Origin of the sequence: Kribbella shirazensis, from assembly GCF_011761605.1 — a bacterium.
GTDB lineage: Bacteria > Actinomycetota > Actinomycetes > Propionibacteriales > Kribbellaceae > Kribbella > Kribbella shirazensis.
The window spans coordinates 7,177,453-7,192,215 of the sequence record NZ_JAASRO010000001.1; the positions used below are offsets into that span (position 1 = coordinate 7,177,453).

Genomic DNA, 14,763 nt, shown 5'->3' on the forward strand with positions numbered 1-14,763 from the left:
CCTTGGGAGAACCACTGTGCAAGAGCGTGTGCTCTTCGGCGCTGCGTACTATCACGAATACCAGCCCCACGACCGGCTCAACCAGGATCTCGACCTGATGGCCGCTGCTCGTTTTTCGGTGATCCGGGTGGGCGAGTCGGTCTGGTCGACCTGGGAGCCGGAGAACGGGCGCTTCGACGTCGACTGGCTGCAACCCGTCCTCGACGGCGCGCAGGCACGGGGCATCGCGGTCGTGCTCGGCACCCCGACGTACGCCGTACCGCCCTGGCTGGCCCGCCTCTACCCGGAGATCACCGGCGAACGGAGGACCGGGCAACGGATCGGCTGGGGCGCCCGGCAGGAGGTGGACTTCACCCATCCCGGCTTCCGGTTCCACGCCGAGCGCGTGATCCGCAAGATCACCGAGCGGTACGCCGATCACCCGGCGGTCATCGGCTTTCAGGTGGACAACGAGCCGGGCAACGAGTTGCTGCACAACCACGGCGTCTTCCAGCGCTTCGTCGACACTCTCCGGCACAAGTACGGCGACGTGCAGACGCTGAACGACGCTTGGGGTCTCGTCTACTGGTCGCACCGGTTGTCGGACTGGGCCGACCTGTGGACGCCGGACGGCAACGTCCAGCCGCAGTACGACGTGGCGTGGCGGCAGTTCCAGGCGGACCAGACGACCGAGTTCATCGGCTGGCAGGCCGACATCGTGCGCGAGTACGCGCGTCCGGACCAGTTCGTGACCACCTGCATCGCCTACGAGCGCCCTGCCGTCGCCGACGACGAGCTGGTACGACGCCTCGACGTGACGGCCGGCAACGCGTACTACTCCATGCAGGACGGACTGCGGCACCCGCACGCCGGGTCGGCCCAACAGGGCTGGACCACCAACGGCACCTGGGCGCTCTACCTCAGTGCGGACCGGATGTACTCCTCGAAACAGAGCCCCTTCCTCGTGACCGAGACCAACGCACAGTCGATCGGCTTCCCGTGGAACAACCGTCCGGCGTACGACGGCCAGTGGCGGCAGGCCGCGTGGGCGCTGGTGTCGCGTGGCGCCAAGATGATCGAGTACTGGCACTGGCACACGCTGCACTTCGGCGCGGAGACCTACTGGGGCGGAGTCCTGCCGCACAGCGGTCAGCCGGGCCGCACGTACCGGGAGGTCGCACAGCTCGGTGCCGAGTTCGAGGCCGCGGGCTCACTCGTCGTGGACCTCACCCCGGACAGCGACCTGACGTTGCTCTACTCGACGCCCAGCAAGTGGCTGATGCAGAAGTACCCCGCGCTCGCGCACGCGGACGGCAGCCCGGACGAGCGTTCGTACCACGGTTTCTTCGATCCCTTCTATCGTGGGGCTTTCGACGCCGGTCTCCAGGTCCGCATCCTGCACACGAGCCAGTTCACCGGATCGGTGCGGGACCACCCGGTTCTCGTCGTACCGGCGCTCTATCTGGCTGACACCGACCTGCTGGACCAGCTGGCCGCGTACGCCGAGGTCGGTGGGCACCTCGTCGTCGGACCACGGACCGGGTACGCCGACCACGAGGCACGAGCGCGCACCGACGTACAGCCCGCCAGGCTCGCCGACGCGGCCGGTGTCCGGTACGACGAGTTCAGCAACGTCAGCGTGGAGGTACCGGTGCGCGGCATCGGCCTGGAGCTCGATGCCGACGCCGCCGCCACCCGTTGGGTGGACGGGCTCGAGGTCGACGGCGCCGACGTGTTGGTGGGCTACGACCACCCGCACTTCGGGCGGTGGCCGGCGATCACCACGCGAGCCTACGGAGCTGGCCGGATCACGTACGTCGGCACTGTGCCGAACCCGGCCCTGGCCGCAGCACTGTTCCGGTGGATCAAGCCCGCGTCCTGGACCGAGCTGCCGGCCGGGGTGACCGTCACCTCGGCGACCAGCGCGGACGGCCGACGGCTCCGGTTCGTTCACAACTGGTCGTGGGACAGCGTCGGCCTCAAGGTGCCGGGCCGCGCTCACGACGTGCTCGCGGACCAGCCGGCCAACGGCGAGCTGGAGCTGGGCCCGTGGGATGTGCGGGTGCTCGTCGAGTTGGATCAGTAACCGTAGCCGCCGTCATCCGACGACGACGGCGCCTGGGTGGGCGCTGCGGCTGTGGTGGTGGCGGCGCGCCAGGTGAAGTCGATACCGGAGAAGGCGTCGGTGAGGTTGTTGCCCTTGGCCTCGCCGGCCTTGGTGTCGAGTTTGAAGGTGTACAGGGGCTTGCCCTGGAAGGTGAGTTGTTCTGCGCCGGTGTCCGAGCGCTTCATCGTGGCGAGGCCGGTGACCGACTTCGTGTCGGCGGCGGTGCCGGCGACGGGCATCCAGAAGCTCAGGCAGCTGCCGGTGCACTTGATCGTCCCGTCGGCTTCCTGGTCGGCGAAGTACAGCGTTTTCCCGGACGCGTCGACGAGCGTCCGGCCGACGCCGCCGACGTCCTTGACCGCGATCGCGCCGACCGCCTGCTCTTCTCCGGAGGCGGGCGAGCCGTTGTTCCCGCCGCACGCGGTGAGCGTGCCGAGCGCGGCCACTGTTGCTCCCAGCAACAAGATTCGTGTTCTCATCGGGATCTCCTCTCCCCCACAGATACGCGAGATCCGGCCGCCCGGTTCAGATTGAACCGTTCGCGGCCGTGCCGCGTAGTGCAGAAGTGTGGATGACGACACGGTGATCCGCGCGTTGTACGACAGGTACCGGCGGCCGCTGTACGGGTACGTGCTGCGCTCGGTCGGCGATCGGCAGTACGCCGAGGACATCGTGCAGGAAACGATGACCCGGGCCTGGGCGCACGCGGCCGAGCTGGATCCGGACCGCGCCGGGCGGTGGCTGTTCACGGTCGCGCGCAACCTGGTGATCTCCGGCCGCCGCCGGCAGGGCGCCCGGGTGACGGAGGTGCCGATCGAGGACCGCGAGTTCCCGGCGCTCGGAGACGACATCGAGCGGGTACTGCAGGTCTGGCAGGTGATCGAGGTACTGCGTGGGCTCAGCAAGGAGCACCGCCAGGTGATCGTCGAACTGTTCTACCACCGGCGCACCGTCAACGAGGCGGCTGTGATCCTCGGCGTACCGCCGGGGACGGTGAAGTCGCGCAGCTACTACGCGCTGCACGCTCTGCGAGCTGCACTGGAAGAGCGAGGAGTAACCGGCTCATGACCTGTCCGGAGACGACGTCGATCGGCGCCTATGTGCTCGGTGCGCTCGAGGCATCCGAACGGCACGTGGTCGAGGAGCACGTGGAAACCTGTGCGGCCTGTCGTGAGGCCCTGCTGCAGTTCGCTCACCTGCCGGGGCTTCTGCACGCAGTACCAGTCGAAGACATCGAGATCGATCAGCCAGAACCTGCGCCGCTCCAGCTGACCAGGAAGAAGAGGCCGCGGCGGCGATGGGTGCTGGCGGCAGCATCGGCAGCAACGGTCGCTGGTGTCGTCAGCTGGGGCCTGCTGTCCACACCGGCGTCAGCAACGTGGAAAGCCACGGACGGGGTCGGTGGCATCGACACCACGGCGAAGCTTGTCAGCCGCGGCTGGGGCACGGACATCCAGCTCCGGATGACCGACCTGAAGCCGTACGAGCACTGCGCGCTCGTGGTCCACGGCCGCGACGGCACCGTCGAAACAGCAGGCTGGTGGGCAGCGAACGGCAACTACCGGGCACAGGTTCCTGCCAGTACGTCGATCCCGCTGCGCGACATCGTACGGCTCGAAGTGGTCGCCGCCGGAGACACCGTACTGAGCACGGTGTCCCCGACGACGCACTGATTCACCAACTGTTGTTGGAGATTCCGGTGCCCAGAACGACCTGGTCGTAGGTGTTGCCGTCGTTGTCGTCGGTGTAGGCGACGGCGACTTCGGCGTACGGCGACACGGCAACCGTCATCTGCTCTTGCCGGCCGGTGGTCACGGAACTCAACCGCTGCGAGGACAACCGGTCGGTGTCGGTACCGTTCGTACCGAAGCCGCGGACCCACACGTCCGGGTCGGTGCCTTGGACCGTCCAGCCGACCACGGTCTGCGCCTGGTCGTCGATGCCGATCGACGCCGCTGTACCTCCCGCGGCGACCTCGGTGTCGGCGTACCGCGCCGTACCGGTCGACGTGAACGAACGCGTCCAGACACCCGCCGTACCGGTGTGGTCGGACGCCCACGCGACTGCGAAGTCGCCGTTGAAGTTGGCCGTGACCGATGCGTGCGTCTGCTGGCCACCGCCCTCGGAGTTGGCGGTACGTCGCGACAGTGAGGCCGCACCGTTGGTCCGAGCCAGCCGGATCAACCCGACGTTGTAGTACGCGTTGGCGTCGCCGTCCTCGTCCCACACGACAACCGCGTCACCGGACGCGGACACTGCCACGTCCGGGTTGTGGTGCTGGCCGGTCGTTTGCGAAGCATTCACCTGCCAGGCACGGGTCGTCGGACCGGTGAAGCCGGCCGCCATCACAGTTGCCTGCGCACCGGTCTGGATGTCCTCCCACGCCACAGTGAACGCGACAGCGCCACTGGTCGGTGCACCGTCCGGATCCACGGCGACCCGTGGGTTGATCTGCTGGCCGGTGGAGCTGTTGTTCGCGTTGCCGGACGCCGTCACGGTGCCGGCGGTGTTCACGACGCGGTACGGGATGTTGTAGTACCCGTTGCCGTCCGGGTCGTCCTGCCACACAACGACCGCGTTGCCCTTGTCGTCCAGCCCGACGTCCGGATGCAGGTGTCTCCAGTTCGTCACACCGCTGCCACCACCGGCGGACAGCTTCTTCTCGTACACAGCTGTGCCGTTGCGGAACAGCCGTAGGTAGATCTCGCTGTGCACGTTGTCCGTTGCGTTGTCGGTGTCGCGGTCGTCCTCCCAGACCACAGCGACGTACCCGTTCCGGTTGGTCGCCACAGCGGCGGCGTCCTGGTCACCGGTCGACGAACTGTTCGCTGTCACCCAGGTAGGTGTGGCGACGTGCGCCTCGGCCGGCGTGGCGGTGAAGGTCAGCGCGATAGCTGCCAGCGCTGTGAGAGCCAGGGTCTTCTTCATGTCACACCGCCTGCAGTCCGGGTCGGCCCTCTTGGATGACGAACGACTTCGCCGTGGTGACAGCGGCGCCGTGCTCCGACACCTTCGCCACAGCACGGAAATCGGCCCGCAGCTGGGTCGGGCTGATCGTCGTCCGGACGTAGCCGCGGCGGTTCTGGTAGAAGCGCAGCCAGGGGTTGTTCGACACGTTCGGGATCGTGGTGGAGCCGTCGCCGTCTCCACTCGAGCTGACCGAACTCGTCACCAGCTCCGACCCGATGACGGCCGAGTTCGCGTTGCTGTAGTCGGCCTTCAGGTCGCTGGCCCACGCGCGGTGCACGTCGCCGGTCAGCACCACCGGGTTGCGGGTGCCACGGTTGATCCAGCCCTGCTGGATCCGCGCCCGGGACGCGCGGTAGCCGTCCCACGAGTCCATGCTCGCCGCGCCTGCGGAGTCGAACCGCCGGGCGAAGAACACCTGCTGTCCAAGGATGTCCCAGGTGCCGTAGTGCTGATTCAGTCCGTCGAGCAGCCAGGTCTCCTGTGCGTTGCCGGGCAGACTGCGACTGGCGAGGTCGGCGTCGGAGCACACCTTCCAGCCGTCGCCACAGGCCTGGTCGTTGCGGTACTGCCGTGTGTCGAGCATGTGGAACGTCGCGAGACTCCCCCACCGCAGCCGGCGGTACAACGGGATCGAGTTGCCGCTGTTCGCCTGGGCTGGACGCAGCGGCATGTTCTCGTAGTACGCCTGGTACGCCGCTGTACGCCGTGCGGTCCACTGCGCCGAAGTGAGCGACGGCGTACTGTCCGCCCGCACCATGTTGGCGTAGTTGTTCTCGACCTCGTGGTCGTCCGGTACGACGATCCACGGTGCGGCCGCATGTGCCGCCTGCAGGTCCGGGTCCGACTTGTACTGCGCGTACCGGCGGCGGTAGTCCGCGAGCGACACGATCTCGCTGGCACCCGCGTGCAGACGAGGCCTGCCGGTCGTGGCGCCGTACTCGTAGATGTAGTCGCCCAGGAAGAGGATCAGGCCGGGATTCTCCTCGGCCATCCGCCGGTAGACGGTGTAATAGCCCTCCTCGTAGTGCGCGCACGAGGTGAAGGCCATGACCAGGTCGCGGCCGTTGGTGCCCACGGCGGGCGCGGTGCGGGTCCGGCCGACGGGCGAGATGTGGCCCTGGGCGCGGAACCGGTAGAAGTAGTCGGCGTCCGGGCCGAGGCCGGCCGCGACGACGTGCACCGAGTGCGCGGCGGCGTACGTGGCGGTGACCGTGCCGGAGGCGACCAGCGTGCTGAAGGTGTCGGTGGTCGACACCTGCCAGTCGACGGCGACGTCGGCGTTCGCCATGCCGCCGTGGCCGTCGGAGTTCAGCGGCAGCGGCGCCAGCCGGGTCCAGAGCACGACGCTGCCGGAATCCGGTTCACCGGACGCGACGCCGAGCTGGAACGGGTACGGGACGGCGGCGGTGGCGGTGATCACCGACGACTGGGCGGCAGCCGGGAGGGCGCCGGCCCCGGCCGCGGCGAGTCCGCCGAGAACGAGGGTCCTGCGACTGATTGGGCTCATGAGCCTCACCTTCACGGGTACTCAGGGCGGTAGGCCCCCGGATCGGTCGAACTGCCGGTGACCATTCGGGAACCTTGAGTGTGTGCGGTGCTTCGTGCCCATGATTGCGCAACATCGGTAAATTTCCTACAGCAGAACGAGGGCGAGCAGTACGGCAGTCGGTACGCCCTCGAGGAGCGTGTTCGTCCAGAGCCGCCGCTCCGTCACCAGCAGCACGAGCGCCAGGAACACGTGCTGCCCGGCGGTGAACGCGACCAGCGCCTCCCCCTGCGGAACATGACCGGTCCGGGCCAGGACGACGCCGAGCGCCAGCGCGACCGCGGTCGTGAAGTTGTAGAACCCGAGGTTCACGATCCACAGCCGCACCGCGTCGAAGTCCCGCCGCTCGAGCAGGAACAGCGGGTAGAGGCGCGGATGGCGGTAGAAGAACGACTCCATCAGCCAGACCGAGGCCAGCAGCACCGCGATGACGATCGCCAGTATCTGGGCCGCCGTACTCATGACGGCGCTCCGATCGTCACCCCGTGCCGGGCCGAGATCTGCCCGAGCGCGGCGTAGTCGGTGGGGTCGGCGCCGGCGAGGTCCGCGAAGAACGCGCCCATCCGCCCGGTCTGGCTGATCGCGAGGAACTTCGCGGCCGGGGTGAGCACCGAGAAGGTGTTCACGGTCCCGGCCGGGATGCTGATCGAGGCTCCGGGCCCGAGGTCGTAACCCTGATCCCCTGCCTGCACGAGGATCCGGCCCTGCAGGACGTAGAACGCCTTGCTCCACGACTCGGCGTGCGGCGGCGACGCGTCGGCGCGCGGCGCGTCGATCTCGAAGACCTCGTACTGCCCGTCCGTGTGCTCCGAGCCGATCTTCACGGTCACGGTCGCGTCGGGGGCGGCGTACTCGGCGCCGCTGCCCGCATTGCTGAGATGCACTGATTCGTTCATGACAGCGACGGTAGGAACGCGTGCGCTGTCGGGGTATCCCGTGCGGCGAGGCTCGGCGGACGGCCGGAATCCCCACATTTCCGGGATAGGCGGCAGCGGCACGGCGGCGCATACTGAGCCCATGTGGGAGGGCCGGGCGCGGGCCGCGCGCCGGGACATCGCGGCGTTGGCGACGTCGGGGATGGGCGTCGCCGAACTGCACGCTGCCGCGATCGAGGTGGTCGAACAGGTCGTCGGCAGTGAGTTCACCTGCTGGGCCGGGATCGACCCGGGCACGCTGGTGATCAGCTCGATGACCAGCGGCGCGGCCCGCATTCCGCCGGAGTACGAGCCGCGGCTGGCGGAGACGGAGTACGCCGGAACCGTGCCGAACTCGTTCGCCGAGCTGGCCCGGGCGTCACACCAGGTCGCGCGGTTGTCGGACCTGCCGTACCGCGAGGTCGTCACGCACCGGCGACTCAACGAGGTGTGGCGGCCACTCGGGATCGAGCACGAGGTGCGGACGACGTTCGTGGTGGACGGGGACTGCTGGGGCGCGGCCGGGTTCGTCCGCAGCGGACCTGATTTCAGCGATCGGGAACTGGAGTTCCTAGGGTCGGTGGCGCCGGTGATCGGCGCGGCGACGCGGGTCGCCGTCCGCACGGACGCGCACGGGTACCGCGGAGGGGTCGGCCCGTCGATCGTGGTCACGGGCCCGGCCGGGGAGCCGCGGGCGATCACGGCGGCCGCGCGAACCTGGCAGGACGAGCTCGACGAGATCGCGCCCGGGCGGTTCGGCGTACTGCTGCGGGCTGTCGTCACCGGGACTCGCGTAGCCGCCTCCGGCACCTTCCAGGCGCGGGTGCAGACCGCGTCCGGCGGATGGGTTGTGATGCAGGGCAGCCGCCTGCTCGGGGACAACGACGACGAGGTCGTGGTCACGATCGAGCCGGCATCGGGGAGTCACCTGGTCGGGATGCTGCTGGCGGCGTACGGACTGACGACGCGGGAGCGGGAGATCTGTCTGGAGATCATCTCCGGGCACACCACCAGCGAGATCGCGGACCGGCTGGCGATCTCGCCGCACACGATCCAGGACCACCTGAAGTCGGCGTTCGCGAAGGTCGGCGTGCGCAGCCGCGGCGAACTGGTCGCCACGTTGCGCCCGGACGACCTGACGGTCAGGCCGTGACGAGCTGCTTGCGATAAGTCCCAGGTGGTACGCCGAAGTCGCGCTTGAACGCCTTCGCGAACGCGAACTCCGACGTGTAACCGATCGCCTTCGCCACTGTGGCGAGCGGGCGATCGTGGTCCCGCAGCAACCGCGCCGCGGTCGTCATCCGCCACCGCGACAAGTAGGTCAACGGCGGCTCCCCCACCGCGTCGGTGAACCGCCGTGCGAACGCCGCCCGCGACAACCCCACACCCGCCGCCAGGTCGGCGACCGTCCACGCGGCACCGGGCTTCTCGTGGATGAGCTCCAGTGACCGGACGACCGCGGGGTCGGTCAGCGCCCGCGCCCAGCCCTGTTCCGTCGGGCAGTCCCGGTCCTCGAACCAGGCCCGCAGGATCAGCACCAGCAGGGCATCCACCAGCGCCGGTACGACGGCGGCGGAACCGGGCCGCTGCGCGTCCAGCTCCTCGCCCAGAATGCTGATTGCCGTGTGCAACGAACGGTGGCGTCCAGGATCCGCCGGTACGACGACCACGTCCGGCAGCCTGCTCAGCACCGGGTGTGGGCGCTCACGGTCCAGCCGATAGGTCCCGCACAGCAGCAGCGATCGGGCGCCGGGCCCCTGCTGCGGATCCTCGACGGTCGGATCGAAGTCGACCAGGGGCGAGTCCGGGTGATCCGCGAGCGCGTGTTCGGCGCCGCGGGGCAGGAGGACCGCGTCGCCCGGCCCGAGCGGGATCGGGTCGCCGTCCGGCGGCAGCAACCACGCCGTACCTTGCAGGATCAGGTGGAAGGTGGCGCCGTGCGAGTCCACGAAGCGCAGGCCCCACGGGCCCCGGACGTCGGTGCGCCCGGACGTGGCCGGACCGGTCTTCATCGAGTCGACGACATCCGCGAGTACATCCATACCTGGCATGATACGCGCACACGCCAAGACGATCGGACATAAATCTGCGCTCGATGGACATAGATCCGCTCGCTGGCGCCTCCTACGCTCGGTGACAGAACATCAACGAGAAGGAGCAAGGATGAGCATCGTCGTCACCGCAGCCACCGGCCACTTGGGCACACTCGTCATCGACGAGCTGTTGCAGCGGGTTCCGGCCGATCAGGTTGTCGCGGTCGCCCGGAACGCCGCGAAGGCCGCACCGCTCGCGGACCGTGGCGTCGAGGTCCGGATCGCCGACTACAACGACCCGGGCGCGTTGGCGAAGGCGTTCGGGGCCGGCGACACGGTCCTGCTGATCTCCGGTCTGGAGGCGAACCGTCTCGAGCAGCACCAGGCTGTCATCGCGGCCGCGAAGGACGCCGGCGTCGCGCGGATCGCGTACACCAGCGTGCTCGGCGGGCCGGAGGCCGACTTCGATCTGGCCGCCGACCACCGCGCCACCGAGCAGGCGATCCTCGACTCCGGCCTGCCGTACACGTTCCTCCGCAACGGCTGGTACAACGAGGTCTACACCGACCAGATCGCCGTACAGCTGGAGCACGGTGTCGTCGGCAGCGCGGGGGACGGGCAGATCGCCTCGGCCGCGCGGCGGGACTACGCGGCCGCGGCGGCCGTCGTCCTCACGTCGGAAGGCCATGAGAAAAAGGCGTACGAGCTGAACGGCGATGTGTCCTGGACGCTGACCGAGTACGCCGCCGAGCTGTCGAAGCAGTCCGGGAAGGACGTTGCCTACAACAACCTCTCCCCCGCGGACCACGCCCAGGTGCTGGTCGGCGCCGGGCTGCCGGAGCCGGTGGCACAGCTGTTCGTCGGCGTCGACAACGCGATCGGGCGCGGCCTGCTCGCCGGCCGCGGCAGCGACCTCACCCGCCTGATCGGCCGTCCCACCACCCCGCTCGCGGACTCCATCGCCGCCGCCCTGAAGGCGTAGGCGAACCGCCACGCAGGCAGAACCCCTCGTTCTGGGCGTTTGACGCGCAGATACCGGGGTTTTGCCTGCGTGGCGATACGCATCACGTCGCCGCGACGAGGCGGTTGTGCTGCTCCCCGAGGCCGTCGGCCCAGACCCGGAGTACGTCGCCTGCGCGCAGGTAGCGCGGCGGCTTCTGGCCTGCGCCGACGCCGGCCGGGGTGCCGGTGCTGATCACGTCGCCCGGGTAGAGCGTCATGAACTGCGAGATGTAGTGCACCAGGTGCGCGACGCCGAAGATCATCTCGGCCGTCGAGCTGTCCTGCAGCACCTCGCCGTTCACGTCCAGCCCGAGCCTGATCTTCTGCGGGTCCGGCACCTCGTCCGCGGTCAGGATCCACGGCCCGAGCGGGCAGAACGTCGCCGCGTTCTTGCCCTTGTCCCACTGCCCACCGCGCTCCAACTGGAAGTGCCGCTCGGACACGTCGTTCACCAGCACGTACCCGGCGACGTGCTCCAGCGCCTCGGCCTCGTCGGTGAGGTACGCCGCGGTGCGGCCGATCACCACCCCGAGCTCCACCTCCCAGTCGGTCTTCTCGCCACCGCGCGGGATGATCACGTCGTCGCGCGCACCGACCACCGTGTCCGGTGCCTTCATGAACAGGATCGGCTCGGCCGGCGCCTCCTGCCCGCCCTCGGCCGCGTGGTCGGCGTAGTTCAGCCCGACACACACGATCTTCCCGGGATCGAGCGGCGCCGCGAGTCGCACCGTCTCGAGGTCCATGGCGTCCTCCGGCGCCGCGGCGCGCTCCCGCCAACGGTCCGGATCGAACGGCTCGGACGTGCCCGGCAACGGCAGCACTCGCCCGTCCTCGGCCAGCACCGCGTCGCGCAGTCCGTCCGGCGTGTGGATCCGAAGCAGTCTCACTTGTTCCTCCAACCAGAGTTCTTGCCCCAGTTCAGGTAGGCGATGCCCAAGGCGTGCGAGCCTTGCACGGGAACGAGCTGTACGGCGTCGTACACCCGCAGGGACTGTTGGTAGACCAGCAGGTCCTGTTCGGCGTAAGCACCCCATCGTGCACACTGCACCGCGTTCGCCGGAACCGCAACGGCCGTCCCGTCGACGCGGTACCAAACCTCGGTCGCGGACCGGATCAGCTTCTTCGTGAACGTCCTGGTGAACCGGCCGACGTCCGTCGCCGGCCCGCCGTCGATGCCCGCGTCGTACGCCGCGTGCACGAACTCGGTGCTGATCGCCGCGTGGCTGAGGTCTTCGATCTGCTTCGAGGCCGGGTACGACGGCGTGTACTCCGAAATGCCCGCGGTCTTCGGGAACCCGGTGTAGAGCTGGCTGTACGGCGGCCAGTACGTCCACACGTACGCGTCGTCGACGAGTCGTAGCGCGGGCTCGAACGCCTTCAGCATCTGCAGAACCCGGGTCCGGTACCGCGGCTGCTTGGTGACGCGGAAGAGCTCGACGAGCACCTGACCGATGCCCTGACTCTGGTTGTACGGCTGGATCGTGCCGTCGAACGGGATCGGCGCACCCTTCGGCCAGACGTAGTCGCCGGTGCCGTCCGGTCGCGAGACCCACTCCGGGTCGTGGAACTCGACCGCCGAGGCGGCCGCGTCGAGCAGCTCGCGCGCGAACTCCTGCCGCTCGCCGCGCCGCAGCTCCGCCGACTCCAGCACCATCCGGGCGTACCGCGCCAGCGGGAACGCGATCATCCCGGTGTGCACGGCGAAGACGTAGTACTGCGAGGTGAAGCTGATCGTGGTCGCCGCCGGTGCGGGTGCGGCGGCCGGGGCGTCCCGGAGATCGACCGCGGTCCAGCGCAGCCCCGCGTTGTAGGCGTTGTTGACCGCGGTGACGACGTACGTCGGTGACGCGGGATCGAGACTGACCGCCGGCAGGGTGACGACGGTCGTGGTGGCAGGGTTGCGCAGTACGAGATCGAAGGTGCCGTTGGCAACGTTCGAGACGGTCGCCGTCGACTCGGCCGACCTGATCCCGGCCCATCTCAGTTGGACGGCGGCATTGCCGGTGCCGTCACGGAGTACACCGTGTCCGGCGGTGTAGTTGCCGGCCGTGCGCCAGGCCTGGCCCGACCGGCCCGCGTAGTCCTTGACGCCGCGGGCGTGGTCGGTGGTCTTGATCACGTGGCGGGCGCGGTCCTCGAACGTCCGCAGGTAGCGCTCGTCCTGGTGCGCCTCGTACATGCGCAGCAGGCTGAGCAGGAAGTAGGACTCGCCCCAGGCGTACAGGCCGGCCTCGTTGTGCTGTGGGTTGGACGCCAGGTAGCCGGCCTGGGCGGCGTCGAAGGCTTCCGGTGAGTCGTAGACGAGTGGATCGGCGAAGGCCGTCGAGGGCAGACCTGCCCAGGCGGCAACTCCACCGGCGGCGGTTCCGAGGATGAGCGTGCGGCGGCTGACGTGCATCAAGACCTCACAAGGGGGTTGGGCGGGGTGGGCGGGGTGGGCGGGTCAGCCTTTGACGGCGCCGCCCATGCTGTTGAGGATGCGTTTCTGCAGCAGGAGGAAGACCACGACGACAGGGATCAGGGAAATGACGGTGCCGGCGGCGAGACCGCGGACGTCGGTCCCGGCGACGCCGCTCAGGTAGGCGATCCCGAGCGCGATCGGGAACTTGGACTGACTGGTCAGCACCACGAGCGGCCAGATGAAGCTGTTCCACACCGAGACGAAACCGAGGATCGCGAGGACGGCGAGCGTGGGCGCTACGATCGGCACGCAGATCCGCCAGAAGATCGCGAACTCGTTCGCCCCGTCGACCCGCGCGGCCTCGACGATCTCGTCCGGGATCTGCGAGAACGCCTGGCGGAGCAGGAAGATCCCGAGCGACGAGAGGATGGCCGGCAGGATCACGGACGCGAACGTGTCGGTCAGCCCGAGCTCGCTCATCACCAGGAACCGCGGAATCAGCATCAGCTCGCCGGGCAGGAACATGATCGACAGGAACAGCATGAAGAACACGCCCCGGCCGCGGAACGCGATCCTGGCCAGCGGGTACGCCGTCAGCGCCGACACGACGAGGTACACCGGGACCGTGATGCCGACGTAGATCACCGAGTTCACCAGGAACCGTGCGTACGGGATCGTCGTCCAGGCCTCGCGGAACCAGTCGGCCACCGGCGGCCGCGGGATCAGGTCGGGCGGGAACCCGAACACGTCCTGGCTGGCCGGTTTCGTCGCGGCGCTGAGCAGGATCAGGAACGGCCCGATGAACAGCGCCGCGACCGCGACGAGCAGGACGTAGAGCCCGATCCGGCGTACGGTCCGCGTGCTGACCGGCGTACGGCGGGGCGGAGTCCGGTAGAGGCGGCGGGCCATCAGCCGTCCCTCCGTCGGGTCACCAGCAGGTTGAACCCGGCCAGGACGATCATGATCGCCCACAACAGCAGGCCGACGGCGCTCGCATAGCCCATGTCGTAGTCCTCGAAGGCTTTCGACCAGATGTAGTAGCCGAGGGTGAGTGTGGAGTCGAGCGGCCCGCCGCGGGTCAGCACGTAGACGGACTCGAAGGCCCGCATCGCCTCGAGCATGCTGAGCACGAGCGTGACCGCGAACGTCGGCCGCAGCGACGGCACGGTGACGTGCAGCAGCCGCTGCCACGCGTTCGCGCCGTCGATGGTGGCCGCCTCGAGCTGTTCCGAGGGCACCGCCTGCAGTCCGGCGAGGTAGATCATCATGAACAGGCCCGCGTTCTTCCATGCCTCGAGCAGTACGACGGTCGGCAACGCCCAGTGCCGGTCGAGCAGGAAGTCGGTCGGCCCGGCGCCGAACAGTCCGAGCAGCCAGTTCACGACGCCTTCGCGGTTGAACACGTACCGCCAGGCGACCGCGACCGCGACCATCGACGTGATCACCGGCAGGTAGTAGAGCATCCGGAACGCCTGGATCGCGCGCAGCCTGAGGTTCACCAGCATCGCCAGGAACAACGGTGCGACCACGGTCAGCGGCAGGAACATCAGCACGAACAGCAGCGAGTTCCGCAGGGCGATCCAGACCCGCGGGTCCTCCGCGAGCCGGACGAAGTTGTCCAGGCCCGAGAAGCGCACCGGATGCACGATGTCGTAGTCCGAGAACGCCAGCTGGATCGCGATCACGGCCGGCCACGCGAACATGGCGGCGTAGAACAGCAGCCCGGGCAGCATGAACACGTACGGCGTGTACCAGTGCTGACCGACCACGCGGCCCTTCAAACCCGGCATGCTTGCTCCTCGTGTCTGAAA

At 68.8% G+C, this 14,763-nt stretch carries 15 protein-coding genes; 5 read left to right on the plus strand and 10 right to left on the minus strand.

The window, feature by feature from the left end:
• Positions 1-16 precede the first annotated feature (16 nt).
• Positions 17-2,065, plus strand: coding sequence for a beta-galactosidase (locus BJY22_RS34290; RefSeq protein WP_202891388.1), 2,049 nt, complete (start codon positions 17-19; stop codon positions 2,063-2,065).
• Here BJY22_RS34290 and BJY22_RS34295 read toward each other — a convergent pair.
• Positions 2,059-2,565, minus strand: a complete 507-nt coding sequence (locus BJY22_RS34295) for a COG4315 family predicted lipoprotein (protein ID WP_167215385.1) — start codon at positions 2,563-2,565, stop codon at positions 2,059-2,061. The genes BJY22_RS34290 and BJY22_RS34295 overlap by 7 nt on opposite strands.
• A gap of 88 nt (positions 2,566-2,653) precedes the next feature.
• Between BJY22_RS34295 and BJY22_RS34300 the strand changes: the two genes are divergently transcribed.
• Complete coding sequence (locus tag BJY22_RS34300) at positions 2,654-3,154, plus strand: sigma-70 family RNA polymerase sigma factor (protein WP_167215388.1); 501 nt, start codon at positions 2,654-2,656, stop codon at positions 3,152-3,154.
• Positions 3,151-3,759 carry an anti-sigma factor family protein gene (locus BJY22_RS34305; RefSeq protein ID WP_167215391.1) on the plus strand — a complete coding sequence of 203 codons (609 nt, stop codon included), beginning with the start codon at positions 3,151-3,153 and terminating at the stop codon, positions 3,757-3,759. Before BJY22_RS34300 ends, BJY22_RS34305 begins: the two co-directional genes overlap by 4 nt.
• Position 3,760: 1 nt before the next feature.
• Here the strand turns inward: BJY22_RS34305 and BJY22_RS34310 are convergent, their stop codons facing one another.
• The 4 genes from BJY22_RS34310 to BJY22_RS34325 form a co-directional block, all read right to left on the minus strand.
• Positions 3,761-5,014, minus strand: coding sequence for a hypothetical protein (locus BJY22_RS34310; protein WP_167215394.1), 1,254 nt, complete (start codon positions 5,012-5,014; stop codon positions 3,761-3,763).
• A gap of 1 nt (position 5,015) precedes the next feature.
• The gene (locus tag BJY22_RS34315; RefSeq protein WP_167215397.1) at positions 5,016-6,563 is read right to left on the minus strand and encodes an alkaline phosphatase D family protein; all 1,548 of its coding nucleotides are present in this window, start codon (positions 6,561-6,563) and stop codon (positions 5,016-5,018) included.
• A gap of 126 nt (positions 6,564-6,689) precedes the next feature.
• Entirely contained in the window at positions 6,690-7,064 is a 375-nt protein-coding gene (locus BJY22_RS34320; protein ID WP_167215400.1) for a DUF1304 family protein, read from the minus strand.
• Complete coding sequence (locus BJY22_RS34325; protein WP_167215403.1) at positions 7,061-7,498, minus strand: cupin domain-containing protein; 438 nt, start codon at positions 7,496-7,498, stop codon at positions 7,061-7,063. Before BJY22_RS34325 ends, BJY22_RS34320 begins: the two co-directional genes overlap by 4 nt.
• Before the next feature lie 121 nt (positions 7,499-7,619).
• Between BJY22_RS34325 and BJY22_RS34330 the strand changes: the two genes are divergently transcribed.
• The gene (locus BJY22_RS34330) at positions 7,620-8,669 is read left to right on the plus strand and encodes a helix-turn-helix transcriptional regulator (protein ID WP_167215406.1); all 1,050 of its coding nucleotides are present in this window, start codon (positions 7,620-7,622) and stop codon (positions 8,667-8,669) included.
• Here BJY22_RS34330 and BJY22_RS34335 read toward each other — a convergent pair.
• Positions 8,659-9,558, minus strand: a complete 900-nt coding sequence (locus BJY22_RS34335) for an AraC family transcriptional regulator (RefSeq protein WP_167215409.1) — start codon at positions 9,556-9,558, stop codon at positions 8,659-8,661. The two genes, BJY22_RS34330 and BJY22_RS34335, sit on opposite strands and share 11 nt — an antisense overlap.
• A gap of 121 nt (positions 9,559-9,679) precedes the next feature.
• Here BJY22_RS34335 and BJY22_RS34340 point away from each other — a divergent pair, with 121 nt between their 5' ends.
• Positions 9,680-10,531: an NAD(P)H-binding protein gene (locus tag BJY22_RS34340; RefSeq protein ID WP_167215412.1), complete on the plus strand. Its 852-nt coding sequence runs from the start codon at positions 9,680-9,682 to the stop codon at positions 10,529-10,531.
• Positions 10,532-10,613: 82 nt separating this feature from the next.
• Here BJY22_RS34340 and BJY22_RS34345 read toward each other — a convergent pair whose 3' ends face one another.
• Genes BJY22_RS34345 through BJY22_RS34360 form a run of 4 tightly spaced genes read right to left on the minus strand, consistent with a single transcriptional unit; the run spans position 10,614 to position 14,742 of the window.
• Complete coding sequence (locus BJY22_RS34345; RefSeq protein ID WP_337759720.1) at positions 10,614-11,438, minus strand: fumarylacetoacetate hydrolase family protein; 825 nt, start codon at positions 11,436-11,438, stop codon at positions 10,614-10,616.
• Positions 11,435-12,949: a hypothetical protein gene (locus BJY22_RS42090; protein WP_167215415.1), complete on the minus strand. Its 1,515-nt coding sequence runs from the start codon at positions 12,947-12,949 to the stop codon at positions 11,435-11,437. Before BJY22_RS42090 ends, BJY22_RS34345 begins: the two co-directional genes overlap by 4 nt.
• Before the next feature lie 45 nt (positions 12,950-12,994).
• Positions 12,995-13,861 carry a carbohydrate ABC transporter permease gene (locus tag BJY22_RS34355; protein ID WP_167215418.1) on the minus strand — a complete coding sequence of 289 codons (867 nt, stop codon included), beginning with the start codon at positions 13,859-13,861 and terminating at the stop codon, positions 12,995-12,997.
• On the minus strand, positions 13,861-14,742 hold the full coding sequence (locus BJY22_RS34360; RefSeq protein ID WP_167215421.1) for a carbohydrate ABC transporter permease: 882 nt from the start codon (positions 14,740-14,742) through the stop codon (positions 13,861-13,863). The genes BJY22_RS34355 and BJY22_RS34360 overlap by 1 nt, the downstream gene beginning before the upstream one ends.
• Between the last annotated feature and the right edge of the window lie 21 nt (positions 14,743-14,763).